Genomic DNA, 25,335 nt, shown 5'->3' on the forward strand with positions numbered 1-25,335 from the left:
TGAAATTCAAGTATATAAAAATACCTGTAGGTTGAACACTCTTTTTTTCGAGTGTCCTTCCTACAGGTACCATTCTATACAAGGTCCCTTTTCTTTATTTTTTGTTTAGCTCCAGGTGCCATCAGTTCTCTGTCATAAGTCAATCGCTTCGGAAGGTCGGAGTTTTCTTATGATTGTCGCGTAAATCAGCGCGTCTTGAACTTTTCTACTTTAAACGAGGTATTATACATATGAATTTATATCAACATTTTCGAAAAGAAGAGCATGCGTTTATCGATCAGGTGTTGGAATGGCAACAGACTGTCCTGAATCAGTATAGTCTTAGGTTAACCGACTTTCTTGATCCACGTGAACAAGAAATCGTGAAACAAGTTGTAGGAAACGGTGGAGATGTCCTTGTTCATTTTTTTGGTGGAAAAGAAGGACTTGAACGTAAACGAGCATTATTGTATCCATCTTACTTTGAACCTACTGTAACAGATTTCAATCTATCCTATTTTGAGGTGAAATATCCTGTAAAATTTGTTTCTGTTGACCACCGAAAGGTTCTTGGTTCCTTAATGTCTCTCGGTTTAAAACGTTCCAAATTTGGTGATATCTTAACACAGGACGAGCGTATTCAAATTGTTGTTGCTGGGGAGGTTGCTGATTTTGTACGAAGGAATTTAACATCCGTTGGTAAGGCAACGATCTCATTATCAGAGATTGCAGCTGCAGATCTGGTATTCGTACATGATGAATGGACTGAGCAAACTGTCACTGTATCCTCCTTACGATTAGACGTTATATTGTCATCTATATTAAATTTGTCAAGACAAAAAGTGCAAGTCTTAATTGAAAATGGACTTGTAAAAGTGAATTGGAAAAAAATCGAACAAACTTCCTTTGAATGTAAGGAAAGAGATGTGCTTTCTGTTCGTGGTTACGGAAGAAGTAGACTTCATTCAATTGAAGGGAAAACGAAGAGAGAAAAATGGAGAATAATTGTGGGAAGACAAAAATAATTGTAAATAATGCAGGAATTTCTTCTTTTTTGTCGAATTGTAAAGTATCATTTATTTAGAGAATGTTTGAAAAACAATCGCATTTATTAATTTTTGGAGGTGGCATTCGTGCCTTTAACGCCATTAGATATTCATAATAAGGAATTTAACAAAGGCTTTCGCGGCTATGATGAGGACGAGGTAAATGAGTTTCTTGATCAAGTTATTAAAGATTATGAAATGGTTATTCGTGAGAAAAAAGAACTTGAGTCAAAACTTTCAGAGCTGAACGAAAAACTAGGTCATTTTACAAATATCGAAGAAACATTAAATAAATCAATCTTGATAGCGCAAGAAACAGCTGAAGAAGTAAAACGTAATGCTTCAAAAGAAGCAAAGCTTATCATCAAGGAAGCAGAGAAAAATGCAGATCGTATTATTAATGAATCGTTAGCTAAATCTAGAAAGATATCAATCGAAATTGAAGATTTGAAGAAACAGTCAAAAGTATTCAGAAACAGATTTAAAATGTTAGTGGAAGCTCAGTTAGACATGCTTAATAATGATGATTGGGATCATCTAATGGAATACAATGTAGAGCCTGTTTTTGCAGAATCAGAAGAAAACTAGTCTCGACACTTGACTCTTTTGTTTAATACGCATATAATTTTAAAACAACTAATTACTTTAATATACTAGCAGCTTTGAAAGGGACAGTAGTTCTTGTCAAACTTATAAAAAATGTTGTTTCAAAAAGGAGGATGGAAAGGACCGAGAAGTTCGAGGCGGCGCAGTTTTGAGTAGCGGAGCGTATGTAGTGAATACGTGAGCAACGGAAAAACAAGCCAACGAAGAAATTCGATGTGTCATTTCCACCGGACTTATTGAACATCCTCTAAAAGCGAGTCAGGGATGGTGGAAGCCTGATATAAGTGATAAGAATGAAAATCACCCTGGAGTTCGGTGCTGAACACATAAATTGATTCAAAAGAGAGTGTCTTTTGAACATTTCTAAGTAAGCATTTCGCGTATCATTCACGTTACGAATGTCGAGTGGACGAATGGAATTTCGTCTATAAGGGTGGTACCGCGAGAGGCCTTCTCGTCCCTTTTTGGGATGAGAAGGCCTTTTTCTATTCTGATTAAGGGTATCACAAATCATCCATACTGTAACAAGCTGCAAATAATTAGGAACTATTATTAGGAGGAAATGGTAATGGAGTATAAAGACACGTTATTAATGCCGAAAACAGATTTCCCAATGCGTGGAAACCTTCCAAATCGCGAACCACAGATTCAAGAACAATGGGAAGAAATGAATATTTATCAAAAGGTTCAGGAACGTACGAAAGGTCGTCCATTATTCGTTCTTCATGATGGGCCTCCATATGCGAATGGTGACATTCATATGGGGCATGCATTAAACAAAATCATTAAGGATATGATTGTTCGTTTCAAATCAATGAACGGCTATTGTGCCCCATATGTACCAGGATGGGATACTCACGGACTTCCAATTGAAACAGCTCTTACAAAAAATAAAAAGGTTAATCGGAAGGCAATGAGCGTTGCTGAATTCCGTAAACTTTGTGAAGAATATGCTTACGAGCAAATCAATAACCAACGCGAACAATTTAAACGTCTAGGGGTTCGTGGTGACTGGGAAAACCCATATATCACATTAAAACCAGAATACGAAGCTCAGCAAATCAAAGTATTTGGTGAAATGGCAAAAAAAGGCTATATCTATAAAGGACTTAAGCCCGTTTATTGGTCTCCTTCGTCTGAATCAGCACTGGCAGAAGCTGAAATTGAATACCAGGATAAGCGGTCACCATCTATCTATGTAGCGTTCCCAGTGAAGGATGGTAAAGGTGTCTTAGAAGGTGACGAAAAAATCATCATCTGGACAACAACACCATGGACAATTCCAGCAAACCTAGGAATTAGTGTACATCCTGATCTAGAGTACTCTGTTGTTAGTGTTGACAACAACAAATACGTGGTTGCTTCTGCACTATTAGAAGCAGTAACTAAAGAAATCGGTTGGGAAAATGTATCTGTTTTGAAAACATTTAAAGGTCGTGAATTAGAAAATGTTGTAGCCAGCCATCCAATTTATGGTCGCGATTCCCTTGTAATGCTTGGTGAACATGTTACAACTGATGCAGGTACTGGTTGTGTACATACAGCACCTGGACACGGGGAAGATGACTTCATCGTTGGACAAAAATATGGCATCGGTGTTCTTTGCCCTGTTGATGAAAAAGGCTACATGACAGCTGAGGCAGAAGAGTTTGAAGGTTTATTCTATGATGAGGCTAACAAACCAATCACTGAAAAATTAAATGAAGTTGGTGCGCTTCTAAAGCTTTCCTTCATCACTCACTCTTATCCACATGACTGGCGTACGAAAAAACCAACCATCTTTAGAGCGACAGCTCAGTGGTTTGCATCTATTAAAGATTTTAGAAACGAACTAATGGAAGCTGTTAAAGAAACCAAATGGGTTCCAGCATGGGGTGAAACAAGACTTTATAACATGGTTCGAGATAGAGGAGATTGGTGTATTTCACGTCAGCGAGCTTGGGGAGTGCCAATTCCAGTATTCTATGGTGAAAATGGGGAACCAATTATCACAGACGAAACCATTAATCATGTCTCTGACCTATTTAGAGAATATGGTTCAAATGTTTGGTTTGAACGTGAACCTAAAGACTTATTGCCAGACGGATTTACACATGATTCAAGTCCACATGGTATTTTCACGAAGGAAAATGACATTATGGATGTATGGTTTGACTCTGGTTCATCCCATCAGGCAGTCTTATTGGAAAGAGAAGATCTACAACGTCCGGCAGATCTTTATTTAGAAGGTTCTGACCAATATCGTGGTTGGTTTAACTCATCATTATCAACGGCTGTAGCTGTAACGGGTAAAGCGCCGTATAAAGGTGTACTAAGCCATGGTTTTGCTCTCGATGGTGATGGCCGTAAAATGAGTAAGTCATTAGGAAATGTTGTTGTTCCAGAAAAGGTTATGAAACAACTAGGTGCTGATATTTTACGTCTTTGGGTCGCCTCAGTTGACTATCAGGCAGATGTTCGTGTATCCGATGCTATTTTAAAACAAGTGGCTGAGGTTTACAGAAAGATTAGAAATACATTCCGTTTCTTACTTGGTAATTTAAGTGACTTCAATCCTGAAACAGATGCAATTCCTGTGAATGAATTGCGTGAAGTAGATCGCTATATCCTTGTTAAACTAAACAAGCTAATTGATAAGGTAAAAACATCTTATGAAAATTATGAATTTGCAGGTGTCTACCATTCCGTTCATAATTTCTGTACAATTGAGTTAAGTTCATTCTACTTAGACTTTGCGAAGGATATTTTATATATTGAAGCAGCAGATCAACATGATCGCCGTTCAATCCAAACAGTCTTATATGACGCTTTATTAAGCTTAACTAAGCTTGTAACACCGATTCTTCCACATACCGCAGATGAAGTATGGAAACATATCGATTCTGTTAAAGAGGAAAGTGTTCAATTAGTTGATATGCCAAATTCAGTTAAAATTCCAAATGCAGAAGCTTTGGAAGCAAAATGGGATTCATTCATGGAACTTCGTGATGATGTATTAAAAGCTTTAGAAAAGGCGAGAAATGAGAAAGTTATTGGGAAATCATTAGCAGCTAGCGTTACTTTATATCCAAACAACGAAACAAAAGCTCTCCTAGATTCAGTTGAAGAGAACTTAAAGCAGTTGTTTATTGTGTCAGGATTTGAAATTGGTGGATCATATGAAGATGCTCCAGAAAATGCTCAAGTTTTTGATCAAGTAAAAATAGTTGTTGCTGTAGCAGAAGGTGAAACCTGTGATCGTTGTTGGGTAGTAACTCCAACAGTTGGTGAAGACCCAGATCACCCAACGATCTGCTCACGCTGTGCATCTGTTGTAAAAGACAATTACCAAAACTAAATTAGGAAAAACGCCATGAAATCATATGTTCATGGCGTTTTTTTTGCGTAAATTTGGTGTCTTGAAATATTTCATTAATAGAACTGTAAACCAACAATTTGCCTGTCTGCCGTCAAAAATAAATGAGAAAAACGTAGTATGTAATTAGAAACAGTAAAAAACGTCATTTTTATCCTACAGGAAAAACTTGTTGGCTTTAACGGAAACCATTATGGATAATACTATTTCTACTACCTTATAAAGATGTTCTTAAGCATTAATCAAAAGCATGATAAGGAGGCGTTCCAATGAACGATCAGTATGCAGAGATTAAAGCGGAATTGGAATTAACAAAGAAAGAACTCATATCCAGGTTAATGAAGTCAGCACAATATGAGCTAAGTCAAGAACTACTTTTTCAGAATGAACAATCTGAGAAAGAAAAGATTGTAATGAATCATATAAAAGAAGACTTAAGCGATGTCGAAAGAGCTTTAAATAAAATTAATTCCGGCACATTTGGAATTTGCGAAGAGACTGGTGCTGAAATTCCGATTGAAAAACTACGGATACTTCCAACAGCTCGAACCATTTTCGAATTTTCCTTCACTGATTTATATGACAGAAGTAATGTCATACCCCTTCAGCGTAAAAACCATCTTTCTTTAGTCGAGCAAAAGTGAGACCTTTGCTTTTGCTCTGCTTTAATCCCTTAAATAGATTGTACAGCCGTCCATTCATATGCTAAAATTCAAAAGTATAGTTTGTATGGATGGGGGCGTATTCGTGTATTATTATTTAATTGCTTTATTTATCATTTTGTTAGATCAGGTTACAAAATGGATTATTGTCCGTTACATGGAGCTTGGAGATTCGATTCAAATCATTCCTAACTTTTTGTATATAACCTCGCATCGAAACCGTGGTGCAGCATGGGGAATATTACAGGGACAAATGTGGTTTTTCTATATTGTGACCATTATCGTTGTTGTAATGCTCGTTTTATACATACGGAGCCTCAAACCAAAACAGCGCCTGTTCGGCATTGCGCTTTCATTTATGCTTGGAGGTGCAATTGGTAATTTTATTGACCGTATCTTTCGTAAAGAAGTTGTCGATTTTATAGATACATACATTTTTACATATGACTTCCCTATTTTTAATATTGCCGATTCAGCACTTGTAATAGGTGTTGGTTTGATTTTAATTTTAACTATTTTTGAAGGGAAATTAGAAAAGGAGAGAACAAATGAATCAATTCGAACTAACGATTGAGGAACAACAGAAAAATGACCGAATTGATAAAGTCGTTTCAGCTTTTAATTCAGACTGGTCGAGGACACAAGTTCAGTCATGGATTAAGGATGGAAATATAAAAGTCAACGGGAATAATGTTAAAACCAATTATAAAGTTAATATTGGGGACCATATCCATATTGAAATTCCCGAACCGCAAGTCTTGGATGTGGTACCAGAAGAGATGAACTTAGATATATATTATGAAGATGCAGATGTTCTCGTTGTCAATAAGCCAAAAGGTATGGTCGTACATCCAGCTCCAGGCCATGTTAGTGGCACATTGGTAAACGGACTTATGGCTCATTGCAATGATTTATCAGGAATCAATGGTGTTCTACGCCCGGGGATTGTTCATCGAATTGATAAAGATACTTCAGGCTTATTGATGGTTGCAAAAAATGATGTTGCGCATGAATCTTTAGTGAATCAATTGGTCGAAAAGTCAGTAACACGCAAATATAAAGCACTAGTCCATGGCATCATACCGCATGATCAAGGTACGATTGACGCACCCATTGGAAGGGATAAAAAGGACCGCCAAAGTATGACTATTACGGATGAAAACAGTAAAAATGCAGTGACTCATTTTAATGTCTTAGAACGATTTAAAGATTTTACATTTGTTGAATGTCAGCTAGAAACGGGGCGTACCCATCAAATACGTGTTCATATGAAATATATTGGTTATCCATTAGCGGGGGATCCAAAGTATGGTCCAAAGAAAACGTTAGATCTTGGTGGACAAGCCCTTCATGCAGGGCTATTGGGGTTTGTTCATCCTAGAACGAAGGAATATCTTGAATTTGAGTCTCCACTTCCTGCTTATTTTGAGGAACTTCTTGAAAAACTGCGACATTAGATTTGGTTTCCTCATAAAAAGGATTGACAAATTTCGATAATGAACGTAGAATGAACTTAATTAAATGAGCCCCTTTAAGATCAGTCCCGTGAGGCTGAGAAGGAAACGGAACTACATTAGGATATTTGTATCCTTTTGTATGAATGTCTATGTCCTTTCACTTACGGTGAGAGGACATTTTTAATTTAAAGAGGCAATCAATGTTAAAGTGGGGTGTAAAAAATGACTGAAACTGACAAAGCTGTAGTTTTAGACAATCAAGCAATTCGAAGAGCTTTGACAAGAGTTGCTCACGAAATCATTGAAAAGAACAAAGGGATAGAGAACTGTGTAATTGTTGGGATCAAGACGAGAGGTATTTATTTAGCAAAGCGCATTGCAAGCCGAATTGAACAAATTGAAGGCAAGAAGATTGCAATTGGTGAACTAGATATTACCTTATACCGAGATGACTTAACAACAAAAACAGAGGATCGTGAACCAATTGTAAATGGGTCCGATATACCAGTTGACATTATGAATAAAAAAGTCATCCTAGTTGATGACGTGTTATACACAGGTAGAACAGTGAGAGCAGCACTAGATGCCCTCATCGACATTGGTCGGCCGGCACAAATTCAGTTAGCTGTATTAATTGACAGAGGTCACCGAGAGTTCCCAATTCGAGCAGATTATGTCGGTAAAAATATACCAACTTCTAACTCAGAAAAAATTGTGGTTGAACTAGAAGAAATAGACAATTTAGATCAAGTAACGATTCATAAAAAGTAAATATAATACCCTTTAATGTAGTCCAGAGAGGCTAACAAAGGGGTAAACATTCCTTCTCAAAAGATAGGGATTTGTATACCTCTTTGTGTAAAAAACACAAAGATTTTTTTGTTTTTGGGTATCTTAAAATGAGGGGGAAATTCGAAATGAGTAATGAAAACCAAAAGATAGTATTAGGGATAAAAGATAAACCATCTCCAGGACTATTCGCAATACTGAGCCTGCAGCATTTATTCGCCATGTTCGGTGCAACAATTCTTGTACCATATTTAGTAGGAATTAGTCCTGGTGTAGCTCTCATCTCAAGTGGTTTAGGTACACTAGCATTTTTACTTATTACAAAGGGTCAGGTTCCGGCATACTTAGGATCATCCTTTGCTTTCATCATCCCACTTCAAACAGCAATAGCTGCAGACGGTCCTGGTGCTGCAATGATGGCAAGCTTACTTGCTGGGCTCGTATATGGGATCGTAGCTCTGTTAATAAAAGCAACTGGACATAAATGGCTTGTGAAGATTTTACCACCTGTTGTTGTTGGACCAGTTATTATCGTAATAGGTCTTAGCCTAGCTGGCACAGCAGTTGGAATGGCAATGAATGATGCTAGCGGCGCCTACAGTCTACAGCATTTTTCAGTAGCATTAGTTACATTAGCAATCGTGATTATTGCAACCATCTTTTTTAAAGGCTTTTTAAAACTAATCCCTGTCCTAATCGGGATTATTGGTGGATACGTATACGCATTATCAATCGGATTAGTTGATTTTACTGCAGTAAAAGAAGCAAAGTGGTTTGAATTGCCAGACTTTATTATCCCGTTTGTTTCATACACACCGCAGTTTTCATTAGATATGATTGCTTTAATCGTTCCAGTAGCGGTAGTTACCTTGTCAGAGCATATCGGACATCAAATGGTCTTAAGTAAGGTTGTTCAAAAAGATTTGATTAAACAACCTGGATTACATCGTTCAATTATGGGTGACGGAGTAGCAACGATGATTGCTTCACTACTTGGTGGACCACCAAATACAACATACGGAGAAAACATTGGCGTATTAGCCATCACTCGGATATTTAGTGTATATGTAATTGGCGGTGCAGCTGTTGTGGCGATTGTCTTTGGATTCAGTGGTAAAATCAACGCCTTAATTAGTACGATTCCAACACCAGTTATGGGTGGGGTATCCATTCTCTTATTCGGGATTATCGCTTCATCTGGTTTGCGGATGTTAGTAGATAGCAAAGTTGATCTTGGTGATAATCGTAACTTGGTGATTTCATCAGTTATCCTTGTAATTGGAATCGGCGGAGCATTTATCCGTGTACTTGGTTTTGAGGTACACGGCATGGCATTAGCCGCAATCATAGGTGTTTTACTTAACCTAATCCTTCCTGGCGGAGCCGTTCAGGAAGACGAAGATATATATGAGGCTCATCATGATGATGATAGCTCTGTTGCATAATGCTTCACCTTTTAAAATAACCCAGAGAGGTTATTAAGGGTGTAAGGTTTTTGCGAAAAGGGTGTTTGCTTTCTTATACCCTTATTCAAACAAAACCTTGTTTTACACCCTTACCTAAAAAAGGTAAGGGTGTTTTTAACTTTATTCAGCAGAAATACGCTGATTAAAGTTAAAGCCTCCGGCGGATGCCACAGATTTTTAAAGGAAACTTTTCGAGCCAAGCCCGAAAAAAATCTGGGCAGCAAATACGCCAAGGCGAATTTGATTATAAGAATTGGAGGAGAGAAAATGAATCATTTACTTACGATGACTGAGTTAAGCATTGAGGATATTGACCGAATTCTATTTGATGCGAGCCTGTTTGCCGAAGGAAACAAATGGAAGCTTGAAAAACAAACATTTGTTGCAAATCTATTCTTCGAACCAAGTACACGTACACGCTTTAGTTTTGAAGTAGCCGAGAAAAGATTAGGTGCAGACATCCTACAGTTAGATGAAATGACTTCAAGTGTTCAAAAGGGAGAAAGTCTATATGACACAGTAAAGACCCTTCAATCAATCGGAGCAAATGCAGTCGTGATTCGTCATCCAAGGGATGAGTATTTTAAGGAATTAATAAATGGCATCCATATTCCAATCATTAATGCAGGTGATGGATGTGGTCATCATCCTACACAATCTCTCCTTGATTTATTAACTATTAAACAAGAGTTTGCTAGATTCCAAGATTTAAATGTGTTAATCGTTGGCGATATTCGTCATAGTCGGGTTGCAAGATCCAATGCTGAAGTCCTAACGAGATTAGGCGCAAATGTTCGCTTTTCAGCTCCATTAGAATGGCAAGATGATACTAATCCTAATGGTGAGTATGTAGACCTTGATAAAGGCATTAGAGAAGCAGATGTCGTCATGTTGCTGCGTATTCAACATGAGCGCCATGAGTCATCGATGGGCTTAACGAAAGAAGAATACCATGAGCAATATGGTTTAACGATTATGCGAAGCAAAAACATGAAAAAGGGTAGCATTGTTATGCATCCAGCTCCCATCAATCGTGGAGTTGAAATAGCGAGTGAATTAGTAGAAGCACAAAACTCAAGAATCTTTAAACAGATGGAAAACGGTGTATTCGTAAGAATGGCCGTACTTAAAAGAGTGTTACAACAGGTTGAAGGAGGAATTTTAATATGAGCACATTATTAAAAAATGCAAAAATTTTAAACGAACAAGGTGATTTAGTAAGTGCAGATATCAAAATCACGGATGACATGATTGAAGCGGTTGGTGCAAACCTTGATCCAACGAATTGTATGGTAATTGATGTAGAAGGAATGTTTGTATCAGCAGGTTTCGTTGATGTCCATGTCCACCTTCGTGAACCTGGAGGCGAACATAAAGAAACAATTGAAACCGGAAGTCTTTCGGCGGCAAAAGGTGGGTTCACGACAATTGCAGCAATGCCAAACACTAGACCAGTTCCAGATTCAGTTGAACAAATGAATTGGTTACAACAACGAATCAAGGATACGGCTCATGTGAATGTTCTTCCATATGCTTCTATCACCATTCGTGAGCTTGGTCAAGAACTTACGGATATGAATGGATTAAAGCAAGCAGGAGCATTCGCTTTCACTGATGACGGTGTTGGAATTCAATCTGCTGGAATGATGCTTGAAGCCATGAAGCAAGCGGCGGCGATTGATATGCCAATTGTAGCCCATTGTGAGGAAAATACGTTAATCAATAAAGGTTCTGTTCATGAGGGTGAATTTTCGAAGAAACATGGAATCAATGGAATTCCTTCTGTGTGCGAATCCGTACATATTGCAAGGGATGTTTTATTAGCTGAAGCAGCTGGCTGTCACTACCATGTATGTCATGTAAGTACAAAGGAATCAGTTCGAGTCATCAGAGATGCAAAGCGTGCAGGTATCCATGTAACAGCTGAGGTTACACCACATCATTTATTACTATGTGATGAAGACATCCCTAGCCTAGACACAAATTATAAAATGAATCCTCCATTACGTGGAAGAGAGGATCTGGAGGCCCTTATTGAAGGACTCTTTGATGGAACAATTGATTTTATCGCTACAGATCATGCACCACATGCAAGTGAGGAAAAAGCACAGGGAATGGCTCTAGCGCCATTTGGCATCGTTGGTTTAGAGACAGCATTCCCACTTCTTTATACACATTTTGTAGAAACCAATAAAATGACATTAAAGCAATTAGTAGACTTCTTAACAAATAAACCAGCAAACACATTTAAACTACCATTTGGAACCTTAGAAATTGGTAAGAATGCTGATTTAACTGTAATAGATCTAAACGCTACAGAAAAAATCGATCCAGAAAGCTTTGTTTCAAAAGGAAAAAACACACCATTTACTGGCTGGGAATGCAAAGGATGGCCGGTCATGACACTTGTAAATGGCAACATTGTATGGCAGAAAGGAAGTGTTCTAGTATGAAGCGACAGCTTATTTTAGAAGATGGGACCATTTTTGTTGGTGATGGATTCGGAAGTGAGACTGAGAAGTTTGGTGAGGTTGTTTTTAATACCGGAATGACAGGTTATCAAGAAATTTTATCAGACCCATCCTATTGTGGCCAAATAGTAACATTAACATATCCCTTAATCGGAAACTACGGTATAAATCGAGATGATTTTGAATCAATCACCCCAGCAATAAGTGGTTTTATAGTAAATGAAGTGTGTGACCATCCATCAAATTTTAGAAGTCAATTTAATTTAGACGAGTATTTTAAGTCAAAAAATATTCCAGGACTTTCTGGAATTGATACAAGAAAACTTACAAGAATTATACGTCAATATGGGACATTAAAAGGTGCTATTTGTGGAATGGGTGTCAATGTTAGTGAAGTTATCACCCAACTTGGTAATCGTACCTTACCTACTGACCAAGTAAAACAAGTTTCTACAAAAGGTTCTTATCCAAGCCCAGGTAGAGGACATCGTGTTGTTTTAGTTGATTTTGGTATGAAACACGGGATTTTACGCGAACTTAATCACCGTGACTGTGATGTAATTGTCGTTCCTTACAATGTAACAGCGGAAGAAATTCTTCGACTCAAACCTGACGGAATCATGTTAAGTAATGGACCTGGAAATCCAAAAGATGTACCTGAAGCTATTGAAATGATTAACGGCGTTTTAGGAAAGGTTCCTTTATTCGGAATTTGCTTAGGTCACCAATTATTTGCTTTAGCTGGTGGTGCCGATACTGAAAAAATGAAATTTGGACATAGAGGATCGAACCATCCGGTTAAGCACCTACAATCAGGAAAGGTTGCTATTACTTCTCAAAACCATGGTTATACAGTTAATGAAAAGTCTTTAGCTTCTACAAGACTGGAAGTAACACATATAGCACTAAATGATGGATCAGTAGAAGGACTGCGCCATTTAGATTATCCAGCATTCACTGTTCAGTATCACCCGGAGGCTTCACCTGGACCTGAGGATGCAAATAGCTTATTTAACGACTTTTTACAGATGATTGAAAACTTCAAGAAAGTAGGCGAAGAGCTATGCCAAAACGCTTAGATATTAAAACTATTCTAGTAATCGGATCAGGTCCAATCGTGATTGGGCAAGCAGCAGAGTTTGATTATGCAGGAACTCAGGCCTGCTTAGCTCTACGAGAAGAAGGCTACAAGGTAATCTTGGTTAATTCAAACCCTGCAACCATTATGACGGATGTTGAAATTGCAGATAAAGTTTATATTGAACCAATAACATTAGAATTTGTAAGCAAAATTATTCGTAAAGAAAGACCGGATGCAATCCTGCCAACACTAGGTGGTCAAACGGGCTTAAATATGGCTGTAGAACTTTCAAAATCAGGCGTTCTTGAAGAATGTGGTGTTGAAATCCTAGGGACAACTCTTTCAGCGATTGAAAAAGCCGAAGATCGTGATTTATTCCGAAGCTTAATGAACGAACTGAATGAGCCTGTGCCAGAAAGTGAGATTATCCATAACCTAGACGAAGCATACGGATTTATTGAAAAGGTAGGATACCCCGTAATTGTTAGACCAGCCTTTACCTTAGGAGGTACTGGTGGTGGAATTTGTAACAATGAGGAAGAATTGATTGAAATTGTGACAAGTGGATTGAAAAATAGTCCTGTAACACAATGTCTATTAGAAAAGAGTATTGCAGGGTTTAAAGAGATTGAATACGAAGTAATGCGCGATTCTGCAGATACTGCAATTGTAGTATGTAACATGGAAAACGTAGACCCAGTTGGTATTCACACTGGTGATTCAATTGTTGTGGCACCGAGCCAAACATTAAGTGACCGAGAATATCAGCTCTTACGAAACACATCTTTAAAAATCATCCGCGCACTTGGGATTGAAGGTGGATGTAATGTGCAGTTAGCACTTGATCCGTATAGTTTCAATTACTATATTATCGAGGTAAACCCACGTGTGAGTCGTTCTTCAGCGTTAGCATCTAAGGCGACGGGTTATCCAATTGCGAAACTTGCAGCAAAAATTGCAGTAGGTTTAACGCTTGATGAGATGATTAACCCTGTTACAGGAAAAACATATGCAGCCTTTGAACCTGCACTTGACTATATCGTTACAAAAATCCCCCGCTTTCCATTTGATAAGTTCGAGTCTGCAAACCGCCGACTTGGAACGCAAATGAAAGCCACAGGTGAAGTTATGGCAATAGGACGTAATTTCGAGGAATCCATACTAAAAGCAGTTCGATCACTCGAGTCAAATGTTTCTCATATTCAATTAGAGGATGCAACGAATGCTGATCTTGCCACAATTGAAAAGAGAATTAGGAAAGCTGGAGATGAGCGTCTATTCTACCTTGCGGAAGCAATTAGACGCGGCATCACCATTCAACAGATTCATGAATGGAGTGAAATTGATTTATTCTTCCTCCAAAAATTTGAAAATATAATCACGCTCGAAAACACAATACGGGAAAATAAAGGTGATTTAGAAACATTGACGGTGGCAAAAAAGAAAGGATTTGCTGACTCTATCATCGCGGAGTTATGGAATTCAACAGAAATTGAAATTTATGAAACTCGTAAACAAGCAGGAATAGTCCCGGTATATAAAATAGTCGATACATGTGCAGCTGAATTTGAATCAGAAACACCTTATTATTATGGAACATATGCGGATGAAAATGAATCAATTGTAACGGATAAGAAGAGTGTTATCGTTCTAGGTTCAGGTCCAATCCGAATCGGGCAGGGTGTTGAGTTCGATTATGCAACCGTTCATTCTGTTTGGGCGATTAAACAAGCTGGCTATGAAGCAATCATTATCAACAATAACCCTGAAACAGTATCAACTGACTTCAGTATTTCAGATAAGCTATACTTTGAGCCATTAACTATTGAGGATGTTATGCATATCATAGACCTTGAACAGCCTGAAGGTGTAGTTGTACAGTTTGGTGGTCAAACAGCTATCAATCTAGCAAGTTCTTTAGTTAAGCGCGGAGTGAAAATTTTGGGTACGTCTTTAGAGGATTTAGACCGTGCAGAAAATAGAGATAAATTTGAGCAAACAGTTATTTCACTTGGCATACCACAACCTAAAGGAAAAACAGCAACTTCGGTTGACGAAGCAGTTGTCATTGCGGAAGCGATCGGTTATCCAGTGCTTGTGAGACCTTCATATGTGCTAGGTGGAAGAGCGATGGAGATTGTCTATCAAACAGAAGAGCTTCTACATTATATGGAGAATGCCGTGAAAATTAACCCTGAGCATCCAGTACTAATTGACCGCTATTTAACCGGTAAGGAAATTGAAGTAGATGCCATTTCTGATGGGGAAACAGTATATATTCCAGGAATTATGGAGCACATCGAACGTGCTGGAGTACACTCTGGTGACTCGATTGCCGTATATCCACCTCAAACTTTATCAGAACATGTAAGACAACAAATCATTGACAATACGATTGCCCTTGCAAAAGGATTAAATATTATTGGTCTATTAAACATTCAATTTGTGGTCTATAACGAAGAAGTCTTTGTAATCGAAGTAAACCCAAGATCAAGCCGTACAGTCCCATTTTTAAGTAAAATAACTGGCGTACCAATGGCAAATATTGCGACAAAGGTTATTCTTGGACAATCATTACCATCACAAGGGTTTACTACAGGACTACACCCAGAAAGCGAAGGAGTTTATGTGAAGGTACCAGTTTTCTCGTTCGCAAAACTTCGCAATGTGGACATTTCGCTTGGACCAGAAATGAAATCAACTGGTGAAGTAATGGGCAAAGACTATACGCTAGAAAAAGCATTATATAAAGGCCTAGTTGCATCCGGAATCACGATTCCTAAATATGGATCTGTATTATTAACAGTAGCGGATAAAGACAAGGAAGAAGCGCTTGAAATTGCAAAACGATTCCACACAATTGGCTATCAACTTTTAGCAACAAGTGGAACTGCAAGCTACTTACAAAAAGAAAACATTCCTGTTACCGTCGTTAATAAAATTGGTTCAGATGCTCCAAACTTAATTGATGTCATTCGCCAAGGAAAAGCTCAATTTGTTATAAACACATTAACAAAAGGAAAACAGCCTGCAAGAGATGGCTTTAGAATCCGCCGTGAAACAGTTGAGAATGGAGTTGCATGTTTAACTTCACTAGATACTGCTAAAGCAATCGTGAAGGTATTAGAATCCATGACATTCTCAAGTGAAGTGATGGGTTCTCACGTGCAAAAACGTGAGGTGGTACACTCATGATTAAAAAGGAACAAATGAAAATTGTGAGCCACATTCAAATTGCTGAGGATATTTTTGAACTAACATTAGCAGGGGAATTGGTTTTGGCAATGAACGATCCGGGACAATTTGTCCACGTAAAAGTCAGTGATGGAATGGACCCTTTATTACGAAGACCTATTAGTATTGCAAATATTAATCAAGAAAAGCAAGAGTGCACACTGATTTATCGAAGGGAAGGACTCGGCACAAGAGTCCTTTCTGAAAAAAACATCGAACAATTAGTCGATGTGTTAGGTCCACTTGGAAACGGCTTTCCTGTTGAGGAAGTAGGTGTTGGTGAGACAGCCTTGCTTGTCGGTGGAGGAATTGGAGTTCCCCCACTTTATGAATTATCGAAGCGCCTCGTTGCAAAAGGTGTTAAAGTGATTCACGTCCTTGGATTCCAATCAAAATATGCTGTGTTTTATGAAGAAAAATTTAATGGGTTAGGTGAAACTTATATCGCAACAGTGGATGGAACAGTTGGAACGAAAGGTTTTGTAACAGATGTCATCTCTAATAACGGTATAATATTTGACACACTTTATTCCTGTGGACCAACACCAATGCTAAAAGCGCTTGAAGCGGCCTTCCCTGATCGAAATGCATATATCTCTTTAGAAGAAAGAATGGGCTGTGGAATTGGAGCATGTTTTGCATGTGTATGTCATCTTCAAGATGATCCGGAAGGTTATACTTATAAAAAAGTATGCAGTGATGGGCCAGTATTTAAGGTAGGAGAGGTGGTACTATGAACAGACTTCAAGTTGAACTACCAGGTTTATCACTAAAAAACCCGATCATGCCAGCATCTGGTTGCTTTGGGTTCGGAAAAGAATACTCGAAGTTTTACGATTTGAGCACATTGGGTGCAATTATGATTAAAGCAACAACTGTAGAACCAAGATTCGGAAACTCAACTCCACGAGTTGCAGAGACCAGTGCAGGGATGTTAAATGCAATTGGATTACAAAATCCAGGACTTGAGAAAGTCATGGCTGAAGAGCTTCCGTGGCTTGATCAATTCGATGTACCCATTATTGCGAATGTTGCAGGTTCACAAATTGAAGATTATGTCAAAGTCGCAAAGGAAATCTCGAAGGCATCTAACGTTCATGCATTAGAATTAAATATTTCATGTCCAAATGTAAAAACCGGTGGAATTGCATTCGGTACGATTCCAGAGGTGGCTGCAGAACTTACGAAATATGTAAAAGAAGCATCTAGTGTTCCAGTATACGTTAAATTATCACCGAATGTTTCAAACATTGTTGAAATGGCAAAAGCAATCGAAGAAGCGGGTGCAGATGGTTTAACAATGATTAATACTTTAATCGGAATGCGGATTGATCTTAAAACAGGAAACCCAATTTTAGCAAATAAAACGGGGGGCTTATCAGGTCCAGCTATCAAACCTGTTGCAATCCGTATGATTCATGAAGTGAGTCAGGCAGTGTCTATTCCGATTATCGGAATGGGTGGCGTTCAATCAGCTGAAGATGTCCTTGAATATTTTTATGCTGGTGCAAGTGCTGTTGCAGTTGGGACTGCCAATTTTGTGGACCCATATGTTTGCCCGTCAATTATTGAGGATCTTCCAAGATTACTAGATAAATATGGTTTTGAGTATATCTCGGAATGTCAGGGAAGGAGCTGGAAGTAATGCAACGACCGTTAATTATTGCTCTCGATTTTCCAAACTTACCATATGCGAAGGACTTTCTCAAGGAATTTGGGAAAGAGCCACTTTTTGTGAAAGTCGGAATGGAGCTATATTATCAAGAAGGACCATCAGTCATTCACTTCTTAAAAGAACAAGGTCATTCTATTTTCCTAGATTTAAAACTTCATGATATTCCAAATACCGTATATTCTAGCATGAAACGTTTGGCAGGTCTTGGTGTGGACTTAGTCAATGTCCATGCTGCTGGAGGACGGGGAATGATGGTTGCGGCCCGCGAAGGACTTGAAGCTGGAACTACAATGGGGCAATCGAGACCCAAGTGTATTGCTGTCACACAGCTTACGAGTACAACGGAAGAAGTGATGAGAAACGAATTACTAATCGAACGTAATTTGTTAGATGTAGTTGTCGAGTATGCAACAATGACAAAGGATAGTGGACTAGATGGAGTCGTATGTTCCTCTCTTGAAGTTCCGGTAATCAATAAAAAGCTAGGAAACGAATTTATGACAGTTACGCCTGGAATTCGCCAAGCTAGCGATGATATAGGAGATCAAGCAAGAGTTGTAACACCTGAAAAAGCACGAGAATTAGGATCAACTGCGATTGTCGTAGGTAGATCAATCACGCGAGCAAATAACCCATTACAAACATATAAACAAATGAAAGCAGCATGGGAAGGGGTACGAGTATGAATAAAGAAATAGCAGCACATTTATTAGAAATCGGGGCGGTATTTTTACAGCCAAATGAGCCATTCACATGGTCTTCAGGTTTAAAATCTCCTATTTATTGTGATAATCGAATGACTCTTTCTTTCCCACAGGTTCGCAGGGAAATTGCAAAAGGATTATCTGAATTAATTAAGATTCATTATCCTGAGGTCGAAGTTATTGCTGGAACTGCAACCGCAGGGATTCCTCATGCAGCATGGGTAAGTGATGTATTAAATATCCCAATGTGCTATGTGCGAAGTAAAGCAAAAGCACATGGAAAAGGTAATCAAATTGAAGGCAAAGTGGTTAAAGGACAAAAAGTTGTCGTAATAGAAGATCTTATTTCAACGGGGGGCAGTGCTATTACAGCAGCTGAAGCACTTCGTGAAGCAGGGTGCGAAGTATTAGGAATTGTTGCAATCTTTTCGTATCAGCTTCCAGCAGCAACAGCTAGCTTAGAAGCAGCTAATATTTCAGCTCATACCTTAACTGATTATCCAACCTTAATAAATGTTGCGCTTGATAAAAATGTCGTATCTGAAAACGATATTGAAAGCCTAAAGAGCTGGAGAGAAAATCCAGTGGACTGGTATACAACTAAAGCATAATATAAATGCCCTAGGTATTAAGCGATCCTAGGGCATTAATTTTTTTATTTATTTTCTAAGCTGCAAAATCAAGTCTTCTTGTGGTGTCACATATACGGTTTGTTGATTATCATAGATAACATAGCCAGGTTTAGAACCATTCGGTTTCTTAACGTGGCGCACAAGTGTGTAATCAACAGGTACAGAGGATGAATTTTTTGCTTTACTGAAATACGCTGCAATTGTCGCTGCCTCAAGGATTGTATCTGGTGATGGTTGTTTGCTTCTAATAATCACATGTGAACCGGGTATGCCCTTTGTATGCAACCATATCTCATCTCTTGCTGCAAGTTTATTTGTTAAATAATCATTTTGTTTATTGTTTTTACCGACAAGGATTTCTGTCCCATCACTTGCTACATAGCGCTCAATAGAAGGTTTTATTGGTTTCATCTTCTTATTTCCTTTTTGTTGCTTTTTCTTCAAATAACCTTCTTCCATAAGTTCCTCGCGGATTTCCTGCAAATCCTTTGGAGCAGCTGATTCAATTTGCTGCAATAGAGACTCGAAATAAGCAATCTCTTCGTTAGCTTTCGCAATTTCATGCTCTACATAGGAAACAGCATTCTTTGCCTTTTGATACTTTGAAAAATAACTTTGCGCATTTTCAGAGGGTGACTTTTGTGGGTGTAGAGGGATTTTCACCATTTCATTTTCCCCTGAGTAATAATTTAGTACTTCAATTTCCTTGTCGCCTCGGGTTATCGCATACATATTCGCTGTCAGAAGTTCACCAAAGAGCTTATATTTTTCAGCTTTTTCAGACTCGACTAAGGTTGCTTCAAGTTTTTTAATTTTTTTCTCATTTTTTGTTTTTTCATTATGGATAAAACGTTCTAAATCATTGCCTTGCTGCTTAACCCGATCACGTTCTGCTTTTCCAAAATAAAAACGATCGAGCATTTCACTAATTGTAGTGAATGCCTTAGCCTCACCACCAATATGATGTAAAGGAAGGATATAGAAAAAATCCTTTTGTCCCTTTGTTATGATTTGTGGTGTAAATTGATTTTGTTTGATTATTGATATCATTGATAAAAAAGGATCAGGTAATGTTTTTTGATTAGCTATACCGGCGCGAAATACAACTTCTTTTGCAAATACAGGGGAGATCCCAGAAAATTTTTGCACAATCTGCTGATCTAATCGACCAGCATTAAAATCAATTTTTTTCAAGAATGTCTCTTCATCGACTGTAAAAGGATTAATCTTTTCCTGAGCAGGCGGAAAAACATATGTATACCCTGGCAATACAGTACGATGACGATTGACTGCTGCTGAAATATGCTTAATGCTATCAAGGATTATCTGTTTTTCAGAATCAACGAGGACGATGTTACTATGTCTACCCATAATTTCAATAATCAGTTGTTTTAGAGAGACATCACCAAGTTCATTTCGGCCTTTAATATCAAAAATAATTATTCTATCCATATCAACTTGACGGATATTTTCGATGATACTGCCCTCTAGATGTTTGCGGAGTAACATACAAAACATCGGCGGCTCATGTGGGTTATCATATAACTCATTTGTTAAATGGATACGGGCATAACTTGGGTGTGCTGAAAGGAGTAGCTTATGATTCTTTCCATTTGAACGAACCTGAAAGATAAGTTCATTTTTATATGGTTGATAGATTTTTGAAATCCTACCACTATCTAGTGTTTTTTGTAATTCATTCACAATTGCATGTGTGAAGATTCCATCGAATGTCATACGTGTTTCCTCTTTTCCATATCAATAGAAGACAGTGTCTTCCAGTTCCTCTTCAATGTTATTGTACCAATAAATAGGTAACTTAGAAAAAGTATAGCATTTTTTTGGACGAGACTGAATAAGCTTTCATAGATAGAATTTACTTCATCAGAAGTACGCCACTTCTGATGAAGTAATTCAGCCTCCGGCGGATACCTCGATTTTTCGAGCATAAGTTCAAAGACTATTTACGCCACTTCCTTTGGCAACATCTTTGAATCCCACAACCTGTGGGCCTAAAAATTGGGAGGCAAATACGCGAAGGTTCATTTGATTATGATTTAATGTGAGGGGTGTGTAAAAGACGGATGAAATGGTATGAGCTTAGATCAGAAGAGGTCGAAAAAAAAGTTAATACAAGCCTTTCTCATGGTCTTTCCGACCAAGAAGTAAAGCAGCGACAAAAGCAATTTGGATATAATGAATTGAAGGAAGCCGAACGCGCTTCAGCAATTTTGCTTTTTTTAGCTCAATTTAAGGACTTTATGGTTCTTGTATTACTTGCTGCAACCTTGATTTCTGGGTTGTTAGGGGAATACATTGATGCTATCGCAATTATGGCTATAGTTTTAATTAATGGGTTTTTGGGTTTTTTCCAAGAACGAAAAGCAGAAAAATCGCTTCAAGCCTTAAAGGAACTCTCCGCACCACAGGTGAATGTTTTTCGAAGTAATGAATGGGTTCGTATTCTTTCAAAGGAACTCGTTATAGGTGATATCATAAAATTCACCAGTGGTGATCGTATAGGTGCGGATGTGCGTTTAATTGATGTCAAAAGCTTAGAAATTGAGGAATCCGCACTTACAGGGGAATCTGTGCCTGTTACAAAGCATGTTGAACCGATTCGTGAGGGTGATGTCTCCCTCGGTGATCAAGAAAATATGGCATTTATGGGCACAATGGTTACACGTGGTAGTGGTGTAGGTATCGTGGTAGGAACTGGTATGAATACAGCGATGGGCCAAATTGCAGAACTCCTTCAATCAGCCGAAGCGATGATTACTCCATTGCAAAGAAGATTGGAGCAATTAGGTAAGGTTTTAATCACCGTAGCATTAATTTTAACCCTCTTAGTTGTGGTTGTAGGTGTTATAAATGGACATGAGCTTTATGAAATGTTCCTAGCGGGAGTTTCATTGGCTGTTGCTGCAATACCTGAAGGATTGCCGGCCATTGTTACTGTTGCCCTTTCTTTAGGTGTTCAAAGAATGATTAAGAAAAATGCAATTGTCCGACGCTTGCCTGCAGTTGAAACTTTGGGCTGTGCTTCGGTCATATGCTCAGATAAAACAGGAACGATGACTCAAAACAAGATGACGGTTACACATCTTTGGTCTGGTGGCAAAACTTGGTCTGTAACAGGTACAGGGTATGATGTAGATGGAAAATTTTTCTCGGGGGATAGAGAAATCAAACCATCAGAACATAAGACTCTTCAACAATTATTAACTTTTGGAGTGTTGTGTAATAATGCATCATTAAAGCAGAAGGATGATGATATTATTCTTGATGGAGACCCAACTGAAGGAGCTTTACTTGTTGCGGGTATTAAAGCAGGACTTACAAATCAATTATTAGCTGAGCAATTTGATATTGTTGAAGAGTTCCCATTTGATTCTGCAAGAAAAATGATGAGTGTCATTGTAAAAGATAGAGCTGGAAATCAATTTGTTGTTACAAAGGGTGCACCAGATGTATTACTAGGAGTTAGTAAATCGGTCCTTTGGGACAATAAACAGCAGCCATTAACGGTAGGGTACGAGAATGAGATTAAGGATGCGATTGAGAGCTTAGCCTCAGATGCTCTTCGTACTATTGCAGTTGGCTTTAAACAATTACGGCCAAACCAAAAGTTAGTGTCGGAAAGCGAAGCTGAAAGCGAATTAACCTTTATTGGGGTTCAAGGAATGATTGATCCGCCAAGACCAGAAGTAAAAGATGCAGTTAAAGAATGTAAAGATGCTGGCATTAAGACAGTTATGATTACAGGAGACCATTTAATTACAGCAAAAGCGATTGCTACACAGCTTGGTATTCTACCTCCAGGGGGTAAAGTGCTAGATGGGTATGCTCTTTCTAAAATGGATGTAGAAGAGCTAGAGGAAATTGTCGATGATGTCTATGTATATGCAAGGGTGTCACCTGAACATAAATTAAAAATTGTAAAAGCACTTCAAAGCAGGGGCCATATTGTTGCGATGACAGGTGATGGTGTAAACGATGCACCGGCAATTAAAGCATCCGATATCGGAATTGCGATGGGCATTACAGGTACAGATGTAGCAAAAGAAGCATCTTCGTTAGTATTACTTGATGATAACTTTGCGACGATTAAAGCAGCTATTAAAGAAGGCCGAAATATCTATGAAAATATTAGAAAGTTTATCCGTTATTTATTAGCTTCTAATGTTGGTGAAATACTTGTGATGTTATTCGCGATGTTAATGGGCTTACCATTACCACTCGTACCAATCCAAATCCTTTGGGTTAACCTGGTAACGGATGGATTACCAGCAATGGCGCTTGGACTTGATCAACCAGAGAGCAATTTGATGAAACATGGCCCACGCCATCCAAAAGAAGGGGTTTTTGCAAGAGGATTGGGCTGGAAAATTGTCAGCCGCGGCTTTTTAATAGGGATAGCAACCTTGGCTGCATTTATGGTTGTCTATCATAGGGATCCGAGCAATTTAGGATATGCCCAAACCATTGCGTTTGCAACTCTTGTAATGGCCCAGCTTATCCACGTATTTGATTGTCGTAGTGAACGGTCTATTTTCCACCGGAATCCATTCCAAAATATGTACTTAGTATGGGCGGTCATCTCATCTATCGTACTAATGTTAGTTGTAATTTACTATCCACCATTACAACCGGTCTTCAAGACGTACGCAATTGAACCAAGAGATTGGCTCCTAGTTATTGGAATGTCAGCAATTCCAACATTCCTATTAGCAGGATCATTATTAACGAACAAACGTTCCGTGGCTCGTGCATAAAGTGCTAGGCTTGGATTTTAGTGATGAAACTATGTTATAATTCGTGAGGTAATGGAGTATGCACTCTATTACCTTTTTTCTTTCTTGTTGAAATCTTTAAAAACTATTCGATTTTAATAAACAATGGTAAAATAAGTATAGAAATAAGAAATTTTATCTATAAAGTAATGTCTCTTTTATGTTAGATTGGAAGTGAAAAGATGATAGCAAGTATGACAGGTTATGGTCGTGCCAATAAGGAAATGGATGGCTACACCGTTCATGTTGAACTGAAATCTGTAAACCATCGATTCTGTGAAATCAATATAAGATTACCTAGACAACTACTGTTTCTTGAGGATAAAATAAAAAAAGCGATATTAGAGCATGTAAAAAGAGGCCGTGTCGAAGTATTTTTAAATATTGAAGGTGAAGGACTAGTTACGAAAGCAATTTCCATTGACTGGGATTTATTAGAAGAGCTCGTTTTAACAACCAAAGTCATCCAAGAAAAATACCAACTTAGTGATCAAATTACTTCACAGCAGCTACTTTCAAACGAAAATATTCTTTCATTTGAAGAGAAGGAAATGGAGAATAATGAACTAGAATCAACGGTCCTTGAGGTGATTCAAAGTGCTACACTCCGATTAAAACAAATGAGGGAAGCTGAAGGAAAGTCATTAATGGAAGTGATTTTCTCTTATCTCGACCTAGTAGCAGATAATGTACATACTATTAAAGAATATGCACCAATTGTGGTTACTCAGTATCGCGATCGAATTGAAAAAAGGATCAAAGAATATGTGGGGAATGAATTTGATGAAAATCGTATCCTTACGGAGGTCGCTCTATTTGCAGAAAAAGCTGATATCAGTGAAGAACTGACCCGTCTCGAAAGTCATATAAGTCAGTTTAAACAAACTGCAAGTACGAATGAACCTATTGGCCGAAAACTCGATTTTATCGTACAAGAAATGAATAGGGAAACCAATACAATCGGTTCAAAGGCGAATGATCCTACGATTGCAAAACATGTAGTGGAAATAAAAAGTTTACTAGAGAAAATAAAAGAGCAAGTTCAAAATATTGAATAAGCTTGATTATAAAGCCATTATCACGGCAAAAATAGAGGGGTACTTATTGGGGGAGTTTACGTGCAAATCAAATTAATAAATATCGGATTCGGGAATATTGTCTCGGCCAACAGAATTATTTCGATTGTGAGTCCCGAATCTGCTCCGATTAAACGAATCATTCAAGATGCTCGTGATCGAGGAATGCTCATTGATGCTACATACGGAAGAAGAACGCGTGCGGTTATGATTATGGATAGTGACCACATTATACTATCCGCAGTCCAGCCTGAGACGGTTGCACAGAGACTATCAAAAGAAGATGAGCTAACAGACGAAGGGTAGGTA

Annotated in this window: 20 protein-coding genes; 19 read left to right on the top strand and 1 reads right to left on the bottom strand. The window is 38.2% G+C overall.

Annotated features, from left to right (window positions below):
- The first annotated feature begins 230 nt into the window (after window positions 1-230).
- From ACR65M_RS16740 to pyrE, 16 genes are all read left to right on the top strand, one after another.
- A complete protein-coding gene (locus tag ACR65M_RS16740) occupies window positions 231-1,004 on the top strand; it encodes a YlmH family RNA-binding protein (protein ID WP_440273858.1) in 774 nt (257 codons plus the stop codon).
- 108 nt (window positions 1,005-1,112) lie between these two features.
- Window positions 1,113-1,613: a DivIVA domain-containing protein gene (locus ACR65M_RS16745; protein WP_121446512.1), complete on the top strand. Its 501-nt coding sequence runs from the start codon at window positions 1,113-1,115 to the stop codon at window positions 1,611-1,613.
- A gap of 586 nt (window positions 1,614-2,199) precedes the next feature.
- Window positions 2,200-4,968 (top strand): isoleucine--tRNA ligase, encoded by a 2,769-nt coding sequence (ileS, locus tag ACR65M_RS16750; RefSeq protein ID WP_341331954.1) that lies wholly within the window; start codon window positions 2,200-2,202, stop codon window positions 4,966-4,968.
- A 287-nt stretch (window positions 4,969-5,255) separates the two neighbouring features.
- Window positions 5,256-5,630, top strand: coding sequence for a TraR/DksA C4-type zinc finger protein (locus ACR65M_RS16755; RefSeq protein WP_341331953.1), 375 nt, complete (start codon window positions 5,256-5,258; stop codon window positions 5,628-5,630).
- A 103-nt stretch (window positions 5,631-5,733) separates the two neighbouring features.
- Window positions 5,734-6,222, top strand: a complete 489-nt coding sequence (lspA, locus tag ACR65M_RS16760) for a signal peptidase II (RefSeq protein ID WP_341331952.1) — start codon at window positions 5,734-5,736, stop codon at window positions 6,220-6,222.
- Window positions 6,197-7,105 carry an RluA family pseudouridine synthase gene (locus ACR65M_RS16765; RefSeq protein WP_341331951.1) on the top strand — a complete coding sequence of 303 codons (909 nt, stop codon included), beginning with the start codon at window positions 6,197-6,199 and terminating at the stop codon, window positions 7,103-7,105. The genes lspA and ACR65M_RS16765 overlap by 26 nt, the downstream gene beginning before the upstream one ends.
- Window positions 7,106-7,327: 222 nt before the next feature.
- Window positions 7,328-7,876: a bifunctional pyr operon transcriptional regulator/uracil phosphoribosyltransferase PyrR gene (gene pyrR / locus ACR65M_RS16770; protein WP_341331950.1), complete on the top strand. Its 549-nt coding sequence runs from the start codon at window positions 7,328-7,330 to the stop codon at window positions 7,874-7,876.
- A gap of 146 nt (window positions 7,877-8,022) precedes the next feature.
- A complete protein-coding gene (locus ACR65M_RS16775; RefSeq protein WP_341331949.1) occupies window positions 8,023-9,339 on the top strand; it encodes a solute carrier family 23 protein in 1,317 nt (438 codons plus the stop codon).
- Between the two features lie 288 nt (window positions 9,340-9,627).
- Window positions 9,628-10,530 carry an aspartate carbamoyltransferase catalytic subunit gene (locus ACR65M_RS16780; RefSeq protein ID WP_341331948.1) on the top strand — a complete coding sequence of 301 codons (903 nt, stop codon included), beginning with the start codon at window positions 9,628-9,630 and terminating at the stop codon, window positions 10,528-10,530.
- The gene (gene pyrC, locus ACR65M_RS16785) at window positions 10,527-11,813 is read left to right on the top strand and encodes a dihydroorotase (protein WP_440273859.1); all 1,287 of its coding nucleotides are present in this window, start codon (window positions 10,527-10,529) and stop codon (window positions 11,811-11,813) included. The genes ACR65M_RS16780 and pyrC overlap by 4 nt, the downstream gene beginning before the upstream one ends.
- The gene (locus ACR65M_RS16790) at window positions 11,810-12,910 is read left to right on the top strand and encodes a carbamoyl phosphate synthase small subunit (protein ID WP_341331946.1); all 1,101 of its coding nucleotides are present in this window, start codon (window positions 11,810-11,812) and stop codon (window positions 12,908-12,910) included. The genes pyrC and ACR65M_RS16790 overlap by 4 nt, the downstream gene beginning before the upstream one ends.
- Complete coding sequence (gene carB / locus ACR65M_RS16795; RefSeq protein ID WP_341331945.1) at window positions 12,895-16,107, top strand: carbamoyl-phosphate synthase large subunit; 3,213 nt, start codon at window positions 12,895-12,897, stop codon at window positions 16,105-16,107. Before ACR65M_RS16790 ends, carB begins: the two co-directional genes overlap by 16 nt.
- A complete protein-coding gene (locus ACR65M_RS16800; protein WP_341331944.1) occupies window positions 16,104-16,883 on the top strand; it encodes a dihydroorotate dehydrogenase electron transfer subunit in 780 nt (259 codons plus the stop codon). The genes carB and ACR65M_RS16800 overlap by 4 nt, the downstream gene beginning before the upstream one ends.
- On the top strand, window positions 16,880-17,791 hold the full coding sequence (locus tag ACR65M_RS16805; RefSeq protein ID WP_341331943.1) for a dihydroorotate dehydrogenase: 912 nt from the start codon (window positions 16,880-16,882) through the stop codon (window positions 17,789-17,791). The genes ACR65M_RS16800 and ACR65M_RS16805 overlap by 4 nt, the downstream gene beginning before the upstream one ends.
- The gene (gene pyrF / locus ACR65M_RS16810; RefSeq protein WP_341331942.1) at window positions 17,791-18,507 is read left to right on the top strand and encodes an orotidine-5'-phosphate decarboxylase; all 717 of its coding nucleotides are present in this window, start codon (window positions 17,791-17,793) and stop codon (window positions 18,505-18,507) included. Before ACR65M_RS16805 ends, pyrF begins: the two co-directional genes overlap by 1 nt.
- A complete protein-coding gene (pyrE, locus tag ACR65M_RS16815; RefSeq protein ID WP_341331941.1) occupies window positions 18,504-19,136 on the top strand; it encodes an orotate phosphoribosyltransferase in 633 nt (210 codons plus the stop codon). Before pyrF ends, pyrE begins: the two co-directional genes overlap by 4 nt.
- A 48-nt stretch (window positions 19,137-19,184) precedes the next feature.
- Here the strand turns inward: pyrE and ACR65M_RS16820 are convergent, their stop codons facing one another.
- The gene (locus tag ACR65M_RS16820; protein WP_341331940.1) at window positions 19,185-20,894 is read right to left on the bottom strand and encodes an Rqc2 family fibronectin-binding protein; all 1,710 of its coding nucleotides are present in this window, start codon (window positions 20,892-20,894) and stop codon (window positions 19,185-19,187) included.
- A 347-nt stretch (window positions 20,895-21,241) separates the two neighbouring features.
- Between ACR65M_RS16820 and ACR65M_RS16825 the strand changes: the two genes are divergently transcribed.
- The 3 genes from ACR65M_RS16825 to remA all read left to right on the top strand — a co-directional run bounded on the left by ACR65M_RS16825 (window position 21,242) and on the right by remA (window position 25,332).
- Entirely contained in the window at window positions 21,242-23,932 is a 2,691-nt protein-coding gene (locus ACR65M_RS16825) for a calcium-translocating P-type ATPase, SERCA-type (protein WP_341331939.1), read from the top strand.
- Between the two features lie 200 nt (window positions 23,933-24,132).
- Window positions 24,133-25,008, top strand: a complete 876-nt coding sequence (locus ACR65M_RS16830) for a YicC/YloC family endoribonuclease (RefSeq protein ID WP_341331938.1) — start codon at window positions 24,133-24,135, stop codon at window positions 25,006-25,008.
- 60 nt (window positions 25,009-25,068) lie between these two features.
- Entirely contained in the window at window positions 25,069-25,332 is a 264-nt protein-coding gene (gene remA, locus ACR65M_RS16835; protein ID WP_010282579.1) for an extracellular matrix/biofilm regulator RemA, read from the top strand.
- Window positions 25,333-25,335: the final 3 nt, after the last annotated feature.

Source organism: Ferdinandcohnia sp. SAFN-114 (genome assembly GCF_059415045.1).